Origin of the sequence: Rhodococcus sp. SMB37 (genome assembly GCF_004345605.1) — a bacterium.
Classification (GTDB): domain Bacteria; phylum Actinomycetota; class Actinomycetes; order Mycobacteriales; family Mycobacteriaceae; genus Rhodococcus.
Genome location: NZ_SLVY01000033.1, coordinates 1 through 14,161, shown reverse-complemented (window position 1 = coordinate 14,161; position 14,161 = coordinate 1). Strand labels below are relative to the sequence as shown.

Sequence of the window (14,161 nt, the reverse complement as noted above, 5' to 3'; positions counted from 1 at the left end):
AAACTCGACCCTCAGCAAGTCGAATTATCCCAGCTCAGGGCACCATTCTTTGTGTTCGACACGGCCGCTCGCTCAATCAGCACGAAAGCGCGAGGCTAAAGATCTACTGCATATCCAGGGCTGGATCCAACGAGTCGACGAGATCGTGCAACGCGGCAAGAACGCCTACCTCGCCGACATCCTGCTCCAAGAAGCCGGTGACTCACTGATGATGAAGCTCGGAGAGGCTGCCAATCGCCTCTCCAGGGCTGGCGTCCTCGCACCTGAAGGCATCGATTGGGCACTCGCCGTCGCAAACCGCAACTTCATCATTCACCAGTACGACGCGATCAACCGAGCAATCACCTGGCAGACCCTATCCGTCGACCTTCCCGAGTGGAGGGATTCCCTCCTGCAACTGTTCGCTGACGCGGACTCCGAACTCACCGATGAAGCCGATGAAGCCGATGAAGCCGATGAGACGCTACGACCGAAGGACATGTGAACGGGCGCCTCACAGCCCAGGCATCACCGAGGGAGCCCTGCGCGGTCGAACTCCTGCTGCAGACGCGGCCTTCGCCGATGAGTCCTGCGGAGTTCTGCGATGAGGTCCTCCACCGCGGCAACCTCGTCTGACCCCGCAGCAAGCATGCGCATCTTCGCAAGGCGGCGAGCCGCGAGGCGGTAATGCTTGGCTCCTGCAACAACCAACTCGTTCTCGACAAGTCTCCGATGAACCGGAAGAACGGCAAGAGGTTCGACCTTCTCATACGCCTTGGCCAACTCGTTCCACGTGCGATCGTCTTCGAGACCGAGCGAGTGGGCGAGGCTCCACGCGAAGCGAGCATCACGAAGTGTCACGAGGGCGAAGGCCACGGAGTCGCTCGGGCTGGCAGCAAGAACGCTCAGAACCTCCTCCCTGTATTCGGCCCAGGCCTCGCCTGCCGACTTGTACACACGAGCGGCTGTTACCGAAGACGGCCAGCGGCGGAACACCAGGAGTCGCGCGTCCAGCAGATCGCCAGGCCGGTGTTTCTCGAGAAGGACGCACCAGTAGTCCGCAGCACTGAGCGACTGGTGCCCCCGGTCGAAGTCGGTCGCTTGTTTCGCCCACTCGATCGCAAGGTCGATCTCGCCGATTTCCTCGAACGCTTCGGCGGTGTCTTTCAGCCAGGCCGCGACCTTTCGATCCCGGGCGTGCGTACGAATGATTGCCTCGATGTCGCGGTCCAAGATCGCCAGACGCCGCGCATTCCAGTCGAGCGTGAACCACTCGTGAGGATGCGGAGACGACCAGCGCTCATCTTCCGACGGACGCGCTCCGAGCCCCGCTTCGGTCTCGAGCAGCTTTGCTCGGTAGTCGGCCATCCCTTCGTTGCCGAGAGCCGGCGCATAGGCGACCGGATCGATCTCGAAGTAGTCGACTACGCCGTCGAACTGGAACTTCATCATCCAGTCGACAAGCTTTCCCGGCGGAGGTTTCGCGACGGCAGCAACCCGCGGATGAAGTTCGAGGAGACGACGACACGCGTCACCGATGATCCCGCTGGAGTCATCGGCTCGGGCAATCACCGTGATGGAGCTCGCGAGCGCCCTGTTGGTGACGTCGTAGATCTCGAGCGGGTCCGTCGTCGGGATCGCTGATTCGAGAGTGTCAACGGCTTCGTGCATTCGCCGGCCGTGCGCGTTCGCAGCACTCCACCGATGCAGATCGGTCTTCGTCCTGATGAGTGGGAGCACTGCTTCACTGAGCGTGGTCACGCAACGACCTCCTTCGGAGCACCACAAAGCGCCACGCAATCGTAGAGCTTCCAGAAACCGACCGCCCGGCTCCACCCGCGGCCGATCCAGCAGACCTTCCGTCAATGTCCCCAGCCATCCCGCCGCAACCCATTACATATTACTAGTAGTTACGGTAACCTCCGTTTGCATGAACACCCGCAGCCGCGCACACGGCCCTGCTCCGTCCGTGAGCACTGTGATGTCCACCGCACCCGATCGCGTACTCCTGCACGCCCGCGACGTCCATTTCGACTGGAGTGCACTGCCCGCGCATTGGGTCCCCGGTGATCCGTTCAGCACCCATGTGCTCAACGTGCTGCATCTGCTCCTCCCCGCCGGGGAGGAGTGGTTCGTCAAGACCTTCGAAGAAGCGCTCCCCCACATCCACGACGAGGAACTCCGCGAGGACGTCCTCGGGTTCATCGGGCAGGAAGCGGTCCACGCCAACGCACACCGGGGTGTTCTCGAGCACCTCCACGCTCGAGGCCTCGACCCCACACCGTTCACCGACCAGATCGAATGGATGTTCGGGCGACTCCTCGGTCCACGTCCCCTGACCGGTCTGCACGCGGAGAACTACCTCGTCGAGCGTCTCGCCATCATCGCGGCGATCGAGCATGTCACGGCGTTCCTCGGCGACTGGGTCCTCAACGCGCGGGGACTCGACGCAGCGGGAACGGATCCCACGATGCTCGACCTGCTGCGCTGGCACGGCGCGGAAGAAGTCGAACACCGTAGCGTCGCGTACGACGTGATGCGCTATTTCGACCCCGGCGAAGCACGGCGCCTCCGGACGCAGATGATCGTCGCCCCGATTCTCCTGTGGTTGTGGATTCGCGGCACCCGGTTCCTCATGGCAAACGATCCTCGACTCGCTGATGGTTCCGCGCGTACGCGTACGCGCACGCCGCACGTCTCCGACTGGCTCGCTGCAAGCCGGCGCGGCACCATGCCCGGACCGCTCGACCTCGCCAAGCGACTGTCGCGGTACTTCCACCGCGCATACGCCCCGAGCCAGGAGGGGTCGACTGCTCAGGCCGTCCGCTACCTCGCGACCTCCCCCGCCGCCCGCGGAGCAGGCCGATGACGCGTCTCCTGGATCGCCGAGACCGTCCGCGCGACCTCCGCGGACGCAGCCGCCCCGACCGCGGGATGGGTGTGCTGAAGGTGCTCGTCGACCGGTACATCGGCGTGGTCGCCCCGCTGGGCACCGGGACCGAGAACGTCGCACGGCCCGACCCGGAGATGCGGCTCACCGTGTCGCGCAAGGAGGTCGTCGCTGCCGACGACGATGTGGTCCGGTTGACGCTGCAGGCGCCCGACGCCTCCGTGCTGCCGTCGTGGCACCCCGGCGCGCACATCGACGTGCACCTGGAATCCGGGCGGCGCCGGCAGTACTCGCTGTGTGGAGATCCCGCAGACGTCGACAGGTACGTCGTGGCGGTGCGCCGTGTGCCCGACGGCGGTGGCGGCTCACTCGAGATGCACGCGCTCGAACCCGGAGACACGGTATCGGTGCGCGGACCTCGCAACGGATTTCCGTTCGTCGCCGAGGGGCCGGCGCTCTTCGTCGCGGGCGGTATCGGGATCACCCCGCTCCTCGCGATGATGCGCGCTGCCGAACTCGCCGGAACCGACTGGCTCCTGGTGTACACGGGCCGGAGTCGCAGCGCGATGCCATTCGTCCATGAACTCGAACAACGCTACGGCGCCCGGGTTTTCATCCGGCCCGACGACGAATACGGGCTCCCCACGGCAGCCGATCTCCTCGCCGCCGCACCCATCGGGGGCGCCGTCTACTGCTGCGGGCCCACACCGATGCTCGAGTCCGTGCGAACCGGATTCGACAGCACCGGCGCTCACGCGCTGCACTTCGAACGGTTCGGCGCACCCCCCATCGTCGACGGTCGCCCGTTCGAGGTGCAGCTGGCGAGCACCGGGGAAGTCTTTCCGGTGTCCGCCGACGAATCGGCACTCGACGTGATCCGCCGACACCGCCCCGATGTCGCGTACTCGTGCCGGCAAGGCTTCTGCGGCACGTGCCGCACCCGCGTCCTGTCCGGCAGCCCCGACCACCGCGAGAACCGGCTCACCGACGACGAACGCCGCGAGGAGATGCTCGTCTGCGTCTCCCGCGCCGACGGCCGCCTCGTACTCGACCTCTGAGGAACCACATGCGCACACATACCGTGACCAACGGACAGGTCAGCCTCCACACCGTGGAGGAAGGAAACCCCGACGGACCCACCCTGATCCTCGTGCACGGCTGGCCCGACACCCACGCTCTGTGGGACCGGGTGGTGCCCCACCTGGCCGACGAGTTCCGCATCATTCGATTCGACAATCGCGGAGCGGGCGCGTCTGCCGTGCCCCGCGGCGTCGCGGACTACCGTCTGGCGCATCTCGCGTCCGACCTTTTCGCTGTGATCGATTCAGTGAGCCCCGATGCCCCCGTGCACCTGCTCGGGCACGACTGGGGGGCGGTGCTGTGCTGGGAAGCCGTGTGTGAACCGGACGCCGCCGGGCGGATCGCGTCGTACACCTCGGTATCGGGGCCCAATCTCGACCATCTCGGAATGTGGATGCGGCGACGTCTCCGAGAGGTGCGTACGCTGGGCCCGCTCGAGCAGGCACTGGCCTCGGCGTACACCGTCCTCTTCCAGATCCCGGGTCTCCCGGTCCCCGCGCTGCGGTGGTGGTTCGCCAGGCACTGGCCGGACTTCGTCGGCGCCTTCGACCGGACCGATCCGTCGGTGATCGGCCCGCTCTCACCGACAGTGGCCGACGACATGGTGCACGGCATGAAGCTGTACCGGGCGAATATCCGGAGGCATCTGTTCCGGCCGCGGGTACGCCGGACCGATGTGCCCGTGCAACTCGTCCAGAATCTCCGCGATCGGGCGGTCCGTCCCGTCGGTTACGAGGACACCGACCGGTGGGTGTCCGATCTTCATCGCGTGCCCCTCGACGCCGGGCACTGGTCGCCGCGGTCGCACGCTGGTGAACTGGCCGCTCTCACAGCTCGGTTCATTCGGGCCGCCGAGGTCGGTACCGCCGCGCCGCGGGTGACCACGGGGTAGATTCCGCGTCATAGCCGATCGCCCGGGGAGGTGCGATGAGCAACGACGTGACCGCGACCGATCGTCCGCGAGCACCCCGCTGGGTGCGCCCGACGATCATCGCGGTGCTCCTCGCAGTCGCGTTCTACCAGATGTCGGGGTGGCTGTTCCACAACTTGAAAGGCTTTCTCGGCCTGCTGTTCCTGGCGTGGCTCTTCAGCGTCACGATCGAACCGATCGTCGACCTGCTCGAACGCCGCGGCCTACGACGAGGTGCGGGCACCGGCATCGTGCTGGTCAGCCTCTTCATCCTCGTGGTCGGGTTCTTTGCGCTGTTCGGTGCGCTCCTCGCCGAACAGGTGGCGCAGCTGCTCACCACGCTTCCGGACGCATTGTCCCGCGTAACAGACTGGGCGAACCGGACGTTCGATACCAACTTCAAGACCGGCGACGATCTGCTCCACATCACGCCCGACACGGTCCGCGATCTCGCGCAGCGATTCACACCGGGCGTGCTCGGCGTCGTCAGCACCCTGGTCGGCGCGCTCTTCCAGCTGTTGACGATGCTTCTGTTCGTCTTCTACATGTCCGCGCAAGGACCGCAGATGCGGCGGACGATCTCGAGCTGGTTTCCCGCGAGGCAGCAGAAGGTGATCACGGAGGTATGGGAGACGGCGGTCGACAAAGCCGGCGGCTACGTGGTCTCACGGCTAATTCTCGCTGCGTTCAGCACCTTCTTCACCGGCATCTTCCTGCTGATCATCGGTGTGCCCTACTGGTTGCCACTCGCGATCTGGACCGGCGTCGTCTCGCAGTTCATCCCCACTCTCGGTACGTATCTGGCCATCGCGCTACCCGCGATCATCGCTGCCGCAGCGCAACCGTTGGACGGGGTGTGGGTGATCGTGTTCGGCACCCTCTACCAACAGGTGGAGAACTATTTGCTGCACCCGCGCATCACAGCGCGTACTGTCGCGATCCATCCCGCCGTGGCCTTCGGATCGGTGATCGTCGGTGCGACGCTGTTCGGACCGATCGGAGCGCTCGTGTCCGTCCCGGTGGTGGCAATCCTGCAGGCGCTCGTCGAATCCTACGGAACGCGCTACCAACTCGTCGAGCATTCGACGTCGGCGGAGGAGCCACCCGACTCCGACGAGGACGATTCCACCCACCCTGAGTGAGCGAATGTGCCACTCACTCGATCAGATCGACTGAGTGATTCATTCGCTCACTGGAGGGGTCAGGGGTCGGGTCAGACGATGAGCTTCGCGGCCGTATTGGCAACCACTTCTTCTGTGGTGACACCCGGCGCAGTCTCGACGAGCTTCAGCCCCTCGTCGGTGACATCGATGACGGCGAGATCGGTGATGATCCGCTGCACGCAACGCCTCCCCGTGAGGGGAAGTGCGCACTCTTCGAGAATCTTCGGCTCACCCTTCTTCGTGACGTGATCCATCATCACGATGACGCGCTTGGCGCCGTGCACGAGGTCCATCGCGCCGCCCATGCCCTTGACCATGGCACCCGGAATCATCCAGTTGGCGATGTCACCCTTCGCGGACACCTGCATCGCGCCGAGCACTGCGACGTCGATCTGACCGCCGCGGATCATGCCGAACGACTGCGACGAGTCGAAGTACGAAGCGCCGGGGATCGCGGTGATCGTCTCCTTACCGGCGTTGATGAGCTCGGGATCGAGCTCGTCCTCGGTGGGGTACGGGCCGACACCGAGCACACCGTTCTCCGCGTGCAGGATGACCTCGATACCGGGCTCGATGAAGTTCGGCACCAGCGTCGGCATCCCGATACCGAGGTTGACGTACTGGCCGTCGCGCAGTTCCGCGGCGACGCGTGCGGCCATCTCTTCGCGGGTCATGCCCTTGGCGGTCTGTGTCATGAGCGCACCGTCCGATTCTCGATTCCGACCTCGACCTTGCCGACCGGCACGACCCGCTGCACATGGATGCCGGGGGTGTGGATCTCGTTGGGATCCAGTTCGCCCGGCTCGACGAGATGCTCGACCTGCGCGATCGTGACCCGACCCGAGGCCGCGGCGGGCGGGTTGAAGTTGCGGGCCGAGGCCCGGTAGACGAGGTTGCCGTGCCGGTCGCCCTTCCAGGCGTGCACGAGTGCATAGTCGGCGGCGATGCCGCGTTCCATCACGTAGGTCTGGCCGTCGAACTCGCGGGTTTCCTTCGGCTGCGACGCTAGCTTGATGCCGCCGTGTCCGTCGTAGCGCAGCGGCAGGCCGCCTTCTTCCACTGCGGTGCCGACGCCCGCGGGGGTGAAGAACGCGGGGATGCCCGCGCCACCGGCGCGCATCCGCTCGGCGAGTGTGCCCTGTGGCGTGAGCTCCACTTCGAGCTCGCCGGAGAGGTACTGGCGGGCGAACTCCTTGTTGGCACCGACGTACGACGAGATGGTGCGCCGAATTCGACCCTTCTCGAGGAGCAGCCCGAGACCGAACCCGTCGGTACCGCAGTTGTTGCTGACAGTCTCCAGGTCGGTCGCGCCCTGCTCGAGAAGCGCGTTGATGAGGATCTCGGGGATGCCGACCAGGCCGAATCCGCCGACGGCGATGGTCACACCGTCGGGAATGTCGGCTACTGCCTCGGCGGCGGAGGCAACGACTTTGTCCATGCATGCCAGAATAACCGGAGAGGTGCGTAATGTGAACCCTCGTCCGCAATGCGAACATCTTCCGTCCGAATCGTTGCTTCACGCGCCGGTCCGCTCTAGCCTTGTCCGCATAGCGTCCATCCGTCCTCATTGCGAACAAATGGAGCATGAATTGACTGTCACGCTGCACTACGAACAGCACGGAGACCCGTCGGCACCGGCGGTGCTCTTCCTCGGTTCGCTCGGATCCGACCTGTCGATGTGGCAGCCGCAGATCGATGCACTGTCCGCGAACTGGCACGTCATCGCCGTCGACCACCGCGGTCACGGCTCCTCGCCCGCACCGCAGGGCCCCTACACGATGAGCGAACTGAGCGCCGACATCATCACGCTGCTCGACTCCCTGAACGTGCAGACCGCGCACTACGTCGGGCTCTCCCTCGGCGGCGCCGTCGGCCAGTGGCTCGCAGCCAACCACCCCGACCGCATCCGCTCACTGACGCTGCTCTGCACGTCGTCGGCGTTCCTGCCCGCGCAACCGTGGCTCGATCGTGCCCAGACCGTGCGCACCGACGGATTGGCCTCCATCGCCGAATCCATCGTGTCGCGCTGGTTCAGCCCCGGCCGCCTCGACAGCGACCGGGATCTCGTCGACCGGCACGTTGCAATGGTGACGGGCACCACCGACGAGGGCTACGCCGCATCCTGCGAGGCCCTCTCGACCTGGGACGGACGCGACGATCTCGCCCGCATCACCGCCCCCACCCTCGTGATCGCCGGCGAAGAAGACCCCGCCACCCCACCCGCAGCGATGCAGACCCTGGCCGAGGGCATCGCCACCTCCGAGTTCCACGTCGTCGCGCCCGGCGCGCACCTGGCGAACGTCGAACAGGCCGACAAGGTCACACAGCTGATCGCCGACCACCTGAGGAAGAACCAGCTGTGACCGACATCGATACGGACCAGGTCGTGAAGGACGCTTCCCCCAAGGACGCCTCTCCCGACTACGTCCAGTCACTCGCCCGCGGACTGTCCGTCATCAAGGCGTTCGGCGCGGAGAACCCGCGCCGCACGCTGTCCGACGTCGCACGCGCGACCGGCCTCACCCGCGCTACCGCACGCCGCTTCCTGCTCACGTTGACCGAGCTCGGCTACGTGCGCACCGACGGATCCCGATTCTGGCTCACCCCACGGGTCCTTGAACTGGGATACAGCTATCTGTCGGCGCTGTCGCTGCCCGAGGTCGCGCGACCGCACCTCGAGTCGCTCGCCCAGAAGGTCCACGAGTCGACGTCGGTGTCGGTGCTCGATCACGACGACGTCGTCTACGTCGCCCGTGTTCCGGTCAACCGCATCATGACCGTCACCATCACCCTCGGCACGCGCTTCCCCGCCTATGCGACGTCGATGGGTCGCGTCCTGCTCGCCGGCCTGCCCGAAGGCGAACTCGACGACTATCTCGCCCGCGCCGACCTGACACCCATCACCGGTACCACCGCGCACACTCGCGACACGTTGCGCGCCGAACTCGACAAGGTGCGACGCGACGGATTCTGCATCGTCGACCAGGAACTCGAAGAGGGACTGCGGTCGCTCGCCGCACCGATCCGCGACGCATCCGGCACTGTGGTGGCCGCGGTGAACATCTCCACCCACGCCGCCCGCTACCCGATCGACACCCTCCGCGACCGGCTGGTCCCCGCCCTGGTTTCCACGGCGGACGAGATCTCGTCGGATTACGCCCGCACCCAGACGAATTGATCGGAGAGAGAACTGATGACCGACGTAGTGATCTGCGAACCGCTTCGCACCCCGGTCGGCCGCTTCGGCGGCGTCCTGAAGGACATCGCACCGGAAGACCTTGCTGCCACCGTCATCCGCGAGATCGTGTCGCGTACCGGTATCTCGGGTTCCGACGTCGACGACGTCATCCTCGGGCAGGCGTCCCCGAGCGGCGAGAACCCGGCGATCGGACGTATCGCCGCACTCAACGCCGGCCTCGGCGTCGAGGTTCCGGGCATCCAGGTAGATCGACGCTGCGGCTCCGGTCTCCAAGCGATCCTGCAGGCCGTCATGCAGGTGCAGACCGGCGGCAGCGATCTGATCCTCGCCGGCGGTGCAGAGTCCATGAGCCAGGCCGAGTTCTACGCGACCGGAATGCGCTGGGGCGTCAAGGGCGAGGCCGTCGCCCTCAACGACCGGCTCGCGCGTGCCCGCGTCACCGCCGGTGGTCGCGACTTCCCCGTTCCCGGCGGCATGATCGAAACGGCCGAGAACCTGCGCGCCGAATTCTCCATCAGCCGAGAGGATCAGGACGCACTCGCCGTGCAGTCGCACCAGCGCGCCGTCGCCGCGCAGCACAACGGTGTCTTTGCACAGGAGATCGTGCCGGTGACAGTGCCGCAGCGCAAAGGTGATCCGCTGATCGTCGACACCGACGAACATCCCCGCGCCGACACCACCCTCGAGACGCTGGCAAAGCTGCGTCCGATCCGCGGCAAGGTCGATCCCGAGTCCACCGTCACCGCGGGCAACGCGAGCGGCCAGAACGACGGCGCCGCACTCGCGATCGTCACCACCGCAGACAAGGCCGCACAGCTCGGCCTGCGCCCGCTCGCCCGGCTCGCGAGCTGGGCGGTGGCCGGCGTCCCTCCACGCACCATGGGAATCGGCCCGGTGCCGGCCAGCGAGAAAGCGCTGGGCCGTCTCGGCCTGACGCTCGCCGACATGGACATCATCGAACTCAACGAGGCGTTCGCCGCCCAAGCCCTCGCGGTGACCCGCACGTGGGGCATCGAAGCCGACGACAACCGGCTCAATCCCAACGGTTCCGGTATCTCCCTCGGTCATCCGGTCGGCGCGACCGGCGGCCGTATCCTCGCGACACTTCTGCGCGAATTGGACCGCCGCGAAGGACGTTACGGACTCGAAACGATGTGCATCGGCGGCGGACAGGGTCTCGCCGCGGTGTTCGAGCGCATCGCCTGATCCGCTGTCCGGTCCCCGCGGCGAAGATGTCGAGATGCCGCCGCGGGGGCCGTCTGCTCCGTACGATCGCAGCATGACCGATCAGCAGACGGAAACGCCACCTACCACTCGGCCGAGGACGATTGCGCGGTATCTCCTCGCCGCTGCCCTGGTGTTCGCGGGGATGAGTCACCTGTTCTGGGCTCGTAAGGACTTTCAGGCGCAAGTTCCGGACTGGGTCCCGATGGACAAGGACGGAGTGGTGATGGCGTCGGGCGGGGTGGAAATCATGCTCGGCGCCGGCCTCGCCGTCCTCCCGAGGGACCGCGTCCGCGTGGGCCGGATCGCCGCGTTGTTCTTCGTCGCGGTTTTCCCCGGCAACCTTGCGCAGTATCTCCACCGCCGCAGCGCGTTCGGCCTCGACACCGACCGGAAGCGTCTCATCCGACTGTTCTTCCAGCCCGTGCTGGTGCTGTGGGCACTGTGGTCGACGGGCACGCCACGTCGCTGACGCATTACTGTTCCGGCGCGACCTGCACGAGCAGTTTGCCGAAGTTCTTCCCTTCGAGCAGACCGATGAACGCTTCCGGCGCATTTTCCAGACCGTCGACGATGTCTTCTCGATACTTCAGGTCACCGCTGCGTACCCATTCCGAGGCCTCGCGAAGGAAGTCGCGGTACATCTCGGAGACGAATTCCGATTGGATGAATCCCCGGATCGTGAGGCTCTTGACGAGCACGAGCGAGAAGAAGCCGGGCAGCCGGTCGCGGCGCTCGAGGTCGGCGCCGTTGTACTGCGCCACCAGACCGCACACCGGTATCCGCGCATAGAGATTCAGCAGCGGCATCACCGCATCGGCGACGTGCCCGCCGACGTTCTCGAAGTACACGTCGATGCCATCGGGTACCGCGTCGGCAAGCTTCTGCGCGAAGTCGGGGTCGCGGTGGTCGACGGCTGCGTCGAACCCGAACTCGTCGAGCAGCGCCTTGCATTTCTCCGGTCCGCCCGCGATACCGACTGCGCGAGCGCCCTTGCGTTTCGCGATCTGGCCGACCGCAGATCCGACAGGCCCGGTCGCCGCCGCCACGACAACGGTCTCGCCTTCCTTCGGCTGCCCGATCTTCAGCAGTCCCGAATAGGCCGTGAAGCCCGGCATTCCCAGCACGCCGAGCGCTGTGGACAGCGGTGCTGCGTCGGGATCGAGCTTGCGCACCTCGTCACCACTGATGACGGCGTGCGACTGCCAGCCTGCGCCCGCGAGAACATAGTCGCCCACAGCGAGACTCGAGTGTCGCGATTCGACGACCTGCCCGACCGTGCCGCCGACCATCACTTCGTCGAGTTCTACAGGCTCCGCATACGACTTCGCGGTACTCATCCTGCCGCGCATATACGGATCGAGGGAGAGGTAGACGGTCCGCAGCAGGACCTGTCCGTCGGACAGGGCGGGGAGGTCGACGACCTCGGTTCGGAAATTGTCGGTTGTAGGCGTCCCGTCGGGGCGAGACGCAAGGACGATACGTGTGCTCTGGATCTTCGACGATGCGCTCATACTCTCGCAGTCTGCCCTACTGTCTCGTCGACGTCAGGCAGCGCCGGGACGATCGCCCCGCGGCGGCTCGTAGTTCGAGAACAAGCGGGAATGGATGGCCTCGGTGAACGAGGGACCTTCGTGCTCGGCAGTGCGGTGTGGACGCGGTTGTTGAGTCTGGGACCTGGGCGCGCTGCTGGACGTGGATCGGATCGACACATCGACTCCTCTCGGGTGTGGGGAGGAGAGTGCTGACCACCGCACACCGTGCGTGACCTGGTGTGCGCCCCCCCTTCGCATACATATACCCGGTCAGGTCGCGAGGCGCACACATCAGTCCCGCACGCCGCAGGATGTCGAAGCACTACGAATGCATGCCGCGGCCTGGGGCACTCATAACCTCACACGGATTCACGTGAGATAGGCATCGTCGCGGTGGGAAATCGCGGTGACCTCGACCGTACAGTTCGCGTCGTTGATCAGGTACAGCACACGGTACCTGCCCAGGCGGGCACTGTACGTCGACGCAAGCGGCGGATCCAGAGGCTTTCCACCCGCCTCGGACTCTCCAGAAGCGGACCTGTCACGAACTCGTCCACGGCAGTTGCGACCCAAAATGACATGAGGTCGTCGCTCGGTCGTGCTGGGATCAACCGCATGAATAATTACTTCCCTGACGAAGCCGACTTGACGGACCGGATGGAACAGAACCTGGCGGAACACGCCTGCCACCTGCACCGGAGTATGCCCGGCGCGACCGTCGCAGAAACCGGCGACCTCCTGATCGCAGACAGCGGCCTGGACGACGACACGTTCAACATTGTCGCCGCGGCCCGCTTCACCGCCGACGACGCTACCGCCGACATCACCGACACCATCGGGACGCTGACCGGCACCGGCCGCAGTTTCTCCTGGTGGGTGGGCTCTGCCTCGACACCGGCAGACCTTACCGCCCGCCTGGCGGCAGCCGGTCTGCCGGTGTCCGAAAGCGAGACCGCGATGTGGGCCGAGCTGGACGACACCCTGCCGCCTCCCGCCGTCCCGGGACTGGACATCCGGGCGGTGACCACACCCGAACAGCTCGCCGACTACGCCACGGTCCTCGCCGCGAACTGGAATCCACCCGCCGCAACCGTCCGCGGCTTCTTCGCCCGGGCCGCTTCTCAGGCACTGGCCGCGACCTGCCCGGCCCGGTACCTGGTGGGCTACGCGGAAAACCGTCCGGTCTGCTCCGCCGAGGTGTTCCACCACGCGGGAGTCGCCGGCATCTACAACATCTCCACCCTGGCCACCCACCGCCGACGCGGCTTCGGCGGAGCCATCACGCTCGCGGCGCTCCGCACGGCCCGCGATCGAGACCACCGCATCGCGGTCCTGCAAGCATCGGCCGACGGCGAACCCGTCTACCGGCGCCTGGGGTTCCGCGCCTGCGGCCAGTTCGTCGAACATGCCATCAACCCCTGACCGCCAAAGTCCACGGGCTGTCCGCACATCACCCCTTGTTCTTGCGCTTGCACTGACCGGCTGCGGTGGCAGTGTCACGTAGCACCCGCGGGCACCACTGTTTTCACCTTCGTTCGTCGGGTCGCCCGAACTCCTTAATTTCGTATTACACTAATAGACATGACCGACGAGACGATCAACGGCCGGTCCGTCACGGACGAACTGATCCAGGAATGGGCGGACGAAGCCGAGGCCGGATACGACATCGAGAAGCTGCGCAAGCGCGGCCGCCCCACAGTCGGAGTCGGGCCCGGGGCGGTGGTGCCCGTACGTATGGATGCAGCCTTGCTGGAAGCACTGAACGCACGCGCAGAGCAGGAACATGTCTCCCGATCCGAGGCAATCCGAGAAGCGGTGCGCGCCTGGACTCAGGTCGCGTGAAGGCCCACAAATCCGCACTCAAACACGGAATCAGCGCAGAAGCCGGGATCTACGCAGCCGAGCACCACGTCTATATCGCTGATCTGGACGACGACAGGCCCGCACGAGAATTCCGGCTGGGCTTCGATCCGAACGGCCGCCTCCTGGAACTGGTGGTCCTGCGCTTCGACAGCGGAAACGAACTGCTCATTCACGCCATGAAAGCCCGCTCGCACTACCTCGACCTCATCCAGTGACCCCCGTACCCAGGGTGCCGTAGTTGTTGACTTCCGGGGCTGCGGCCTGGAGTTTCATGCGCTCAAGACCAGGTCGACCGCGTGATGAGGGTTGGCCGCCAGT

Annotated in this window: 15 protein-coding genes and 1 pseudogene; 12 read left to right on the top strand and 4 right to left on the bottom strand. The window is 65.8% G+C overall.

The window, feature by feature from the left end:
• Nucleotides 1–484, top strand: a 484-nt coding sequence (locus tag EV641_RS28715; protein ID WP_132476893.1) for a HepT-like ribonuclease domain-containing protein, incomplete at its 5' end; no start/stop codon positions are given.
• Between the two features lie 23 nt (nucleotides 485–507).
• Here the strand turns inward: EV641_RS28715 and EV641_RS28710 are convergent.
• Nucleotides 508–1,740, bottom strand: a complete 1,233-nt coding sequence (locus EV641_RS28710; RefSeq protein WP_241997537.1) for a DUF6880 family protein — start codon at nucleotides 1,738–1,740, stop codon at nucleotides 508–510.
• Nucleotides 1,741–1,960: 220 nt separating this feature from the next.
• Here EV641_RS28710 and EV641_RS28705 point away from each other — a divergent pair, with 220 nt between their 5' ends.
• The 4 genes from EV641_RS28705 to EV641_RS28690 are packed head-to-tail and all read left to right on the top strand — an operon-like array spanning nucleotide 1,961 to nucleotide 6,001.
• Complete coding sequence (locus EV641_RS28705) at nucleotides 1,961–2,848, top strand: metal-dependent hydrolase (RefSeq protein ID WP_132476899.1); 888 nt, start codon at nucleotides 1,961–1,963, stop codon at nucleotides 2,846–2,848.
• A complete protein-coding gene (locus EV641_RS28700; protein WP_132476891.1) occupies nucleotides 2,845–3,927 on the top strand; it encodes a PDR/VanB family oxidoreductase in 1,083 nt (360 codons plus the stop codon). The genes EV641_RS28705 and EV641_RS28700 overlap by 4 nt, the downstream gene beginning before the upstream one ends.
• An 8-nt stretch (nucleotides 3,928–3,935) precedes the next feature.
• The gene (locus EV641_RS28695; protein ID WP_132476889.1) at nucleotides 3,936–4,841 is read left to right on the top strand and encodes an alpha/beta fold hydrolase; all 906 of its coding nucleotides are present in this window, start codon (nucleotides 3,936–3,938) and stop codon (nucleotides 4,839–4,841) included.
• Nucleotides 4,842–4,876: 35 nt separating this feature from the next.
• Complete coding sequence (locus tag EV641_RS28690) at nucleotides 4,877–6,001, top strand: AI-2E family transporter (RefSeq protein WP_132476887.1); 1,125 nt, start codon at nucleotides 4,877–4,879, stop codon at nucleotides 5,999–6,001.
• A 71-nt stretch (nucleotides 6,002–6,072) separates the two neighbouring features.
• On the opposite strand, the gene EV641_RS28685 is transcribed toward EV641_RS28690, so the two are convergent.
• On the bottom strand, nucleotides 6,073–6,717 hold the full coding sequence (locus EV641_RS28685) for a CoA transferase subunit B (protein WP_054719155.1): 645 nt from the start codon (nucleotides 6,715–6,717) through the stop codon (nucleotides 6,073–6,075).
• Nucleotides 6,714–7,460 carry a CoA transferase subunit A gene (locus tag EV641_RS28680; RefSeq protein WP_132476885.1) on the bottom strand — a complete coding sequence of 249 codons (747 nt, stop codon included), beginning with the start codon at nucleotides 7,458–7,460 and terminating at the stop codon, nucleotides 6,714–6,716. The genes EV641_RS28685 and EV641_RS28680 overlap by 4 nt, the downstream gene beginning before the upstream one ends.
• Before the next feature lie 151 nt (nucleotides 7,461–7,611).
• On the opposite strand from EV641_RS28680, the pseudogene pcaD reads away from it, so the two are divergent.
• The 4 genes and pseudogenes from pcaD to EV641_RS28660 all read left to right on the top strand — a co-directional run.
• Nucleotides 7,612–8,367, top strand: a pseudogene (gene pcaD / locus EV641_RS28675) (3-oxoadipate enol-lactonase); the annotation flags it as partial.
• Nucleotides 8,368–8,381: 14 nt separating this feature from the next.
• A complete protein-coding gene (locus tag EV641_RS28670) occupies nucleotides 8,382–9,200 on the top strand; it encodes an IclR family transcriptional regulator (protein ID WP_241997536.1) in 819 nt (272 codons plus the stop codon).
• A 15-nt stretch (nucleotides 9,201–9,215) separates the two neighbouring features.
• Complete coding sequence (locus EV641_RS28665) at nucleotides 9,216–10,427, top strand: acetyl-CoA C-acetyltransferase (protein WP_132476882.1); 1,212 nt, start codon at nucleotides 9,216–9,218, stop codon at nucleotides 10,425–10,427.
• Between the two features lie 73 nt (nucleotides 10,428–10,500).
• Entirely contained in the window at nucleotides 10,501–10,917 is a 417-nt protein-coding gene (locus EV641_RS28660; RefSeq protein ID WP_132476880.1) for a hypothetical protein, read from the top strand.
• A 4-nt stretch (nucleotides 10,918–10,921) separates the two neighbouring features.
• Here the strand turns inward: EV641_RS28660 and EV641_RS28655 are convergent, their stop codons facing one another.
• Entirely contained in the window at nucleotides 10,922–11,959 is a 1,038-nt protein-coding gene (locus EV641_RS28655; RefSeq protein ID WP_054719194.1) for an NADP-dependent oxidoreductase, read from the bottom strand.
• Between the two features lie 636 nt (nucleotides 11,960–12,595).
• Between EV641_RS28655 and EV641_RS30060 the strand changes: the two genes are divergently transcribed.
• The 3 genes from EV641_RS30060 to EV641_RS28635 all read left to right on the top strand — a co-directional run bounded on the left by EV641_RS30060 (nucleotide 12,596) and on the right by EV641_RS28635 (nucleotide 14,058).
• Nucleotides 12,596–13,402, top strand: a complete 807-nt coding sequence (locus tag EV641_RS30060; RefSeq protein ID WP_241997535.1) for a GNAT family N-acetyltransferase — start codon at nucleotides 12,596–12,598, stop codon at nucleotides 13,400–13,402.
• 159 nt (nucleotides 13,403–13,561) lie between these two features.
• Nucleotides 13,562–13,822, top strand: a complete 261-nt coding sequence (locus tag EV641_RS28640) for a ribbon-helix-helix domain-containing protein (RefSeq protein ID WP_054719197.1) — start codon at nucleotides 13,562–13,564, stop codon at nucleotides 13,820–13,822.
• On the top strand, nucleotides 13,819–14,058 hold the full coding sequence (locus tag EV641_RS28635; protein WP_132476878.1) for a toxin: 240 nt from the start codon (nucleotides 13,819–13,821) through the stop codon (nucleotides 14,056–14,058). The genes EV641_RS28640 and EV641_RS28635 overlap by 4 nt, the downstream gene beginning before the upstream one ends.
• The last annotated feature ends 103 nt before the right edge of the window (nucleotides 14,059–14,161 follow it).

Coding starts and splice junctions, on each gene's coding strand:
- EV641_RS30060 (WP_241997535.1), top strand. CDS start 12,596: ATGAATAATTACTTCCCTGACGAAGCCGACTTGACGGACCGGATGGAA.
- EV641_RS28660 (WP_132476880.1), top strand. CDS start 10,501: ATGACCGATCAGCAGACGGAAACGCCACCTACCACTCGGCCGAGGACG.
- EV641_RS28640 (WP_054719197.1), top strand. CDS start 13,562: ATGACCGACGAGACGATCAACGGCCGGTCCGTCACGGACGAACTGATC.
- EV641_RS28685 (WP_054719155.1), bottom strand. CDS start 6,717: ATGACACAGACCGCCAAGGGCATGACCCGCGAAGAGATGGCCGCACGC.
- EV641_RS28680 (WP_132476885.1), bottom strand. CDS start 7,460: ATGGACAAAGTCGTTGCCTCCGCCGCCGAGGCAGTAGCCGACATTCCC.
- EV641_RS28695 (WP_132476889.1), top strand. CDS start 3,936: ATGCGCACACATACCGTGACCAACGGACAGGTCAGCCTCCACACCGTG.
- EV641_RS28655 (WP_054719194.1), bottom strand. CDS start 11,959: ATGAGCGCATCGTCGAAGATCCAGAGCACACGTATCGTCCTTGCGTCT.
- EV641_RS28705 (WP_132476899.1), top strand. CDS start 1,961: ATGTCCACCGCACCCGATCGCGTACTCCTGCACGCCCGCGACGTCCAT.
- EV641_RS28665 (WP_132476882.1), top strand. CDS start 9,216: ATGACCGACGTAGTGATCTGCGAACCGCTTCGCACCCCGGTCGGCCGC.
- EV641_RS28700 (WP_132476891.1), top strand. CDS start 2,845: ATGACGCGTCTCCTGGATCGCCGAGACCGTCCGCGCGACCTCCGCGGA.
- EV641_RS28690 (WP_132476887.1), top strand. CDS start 4,877: ATGAGCAACGACGTGACCGCGACCGATCGTCCGCGAGCACCCCGCTGG.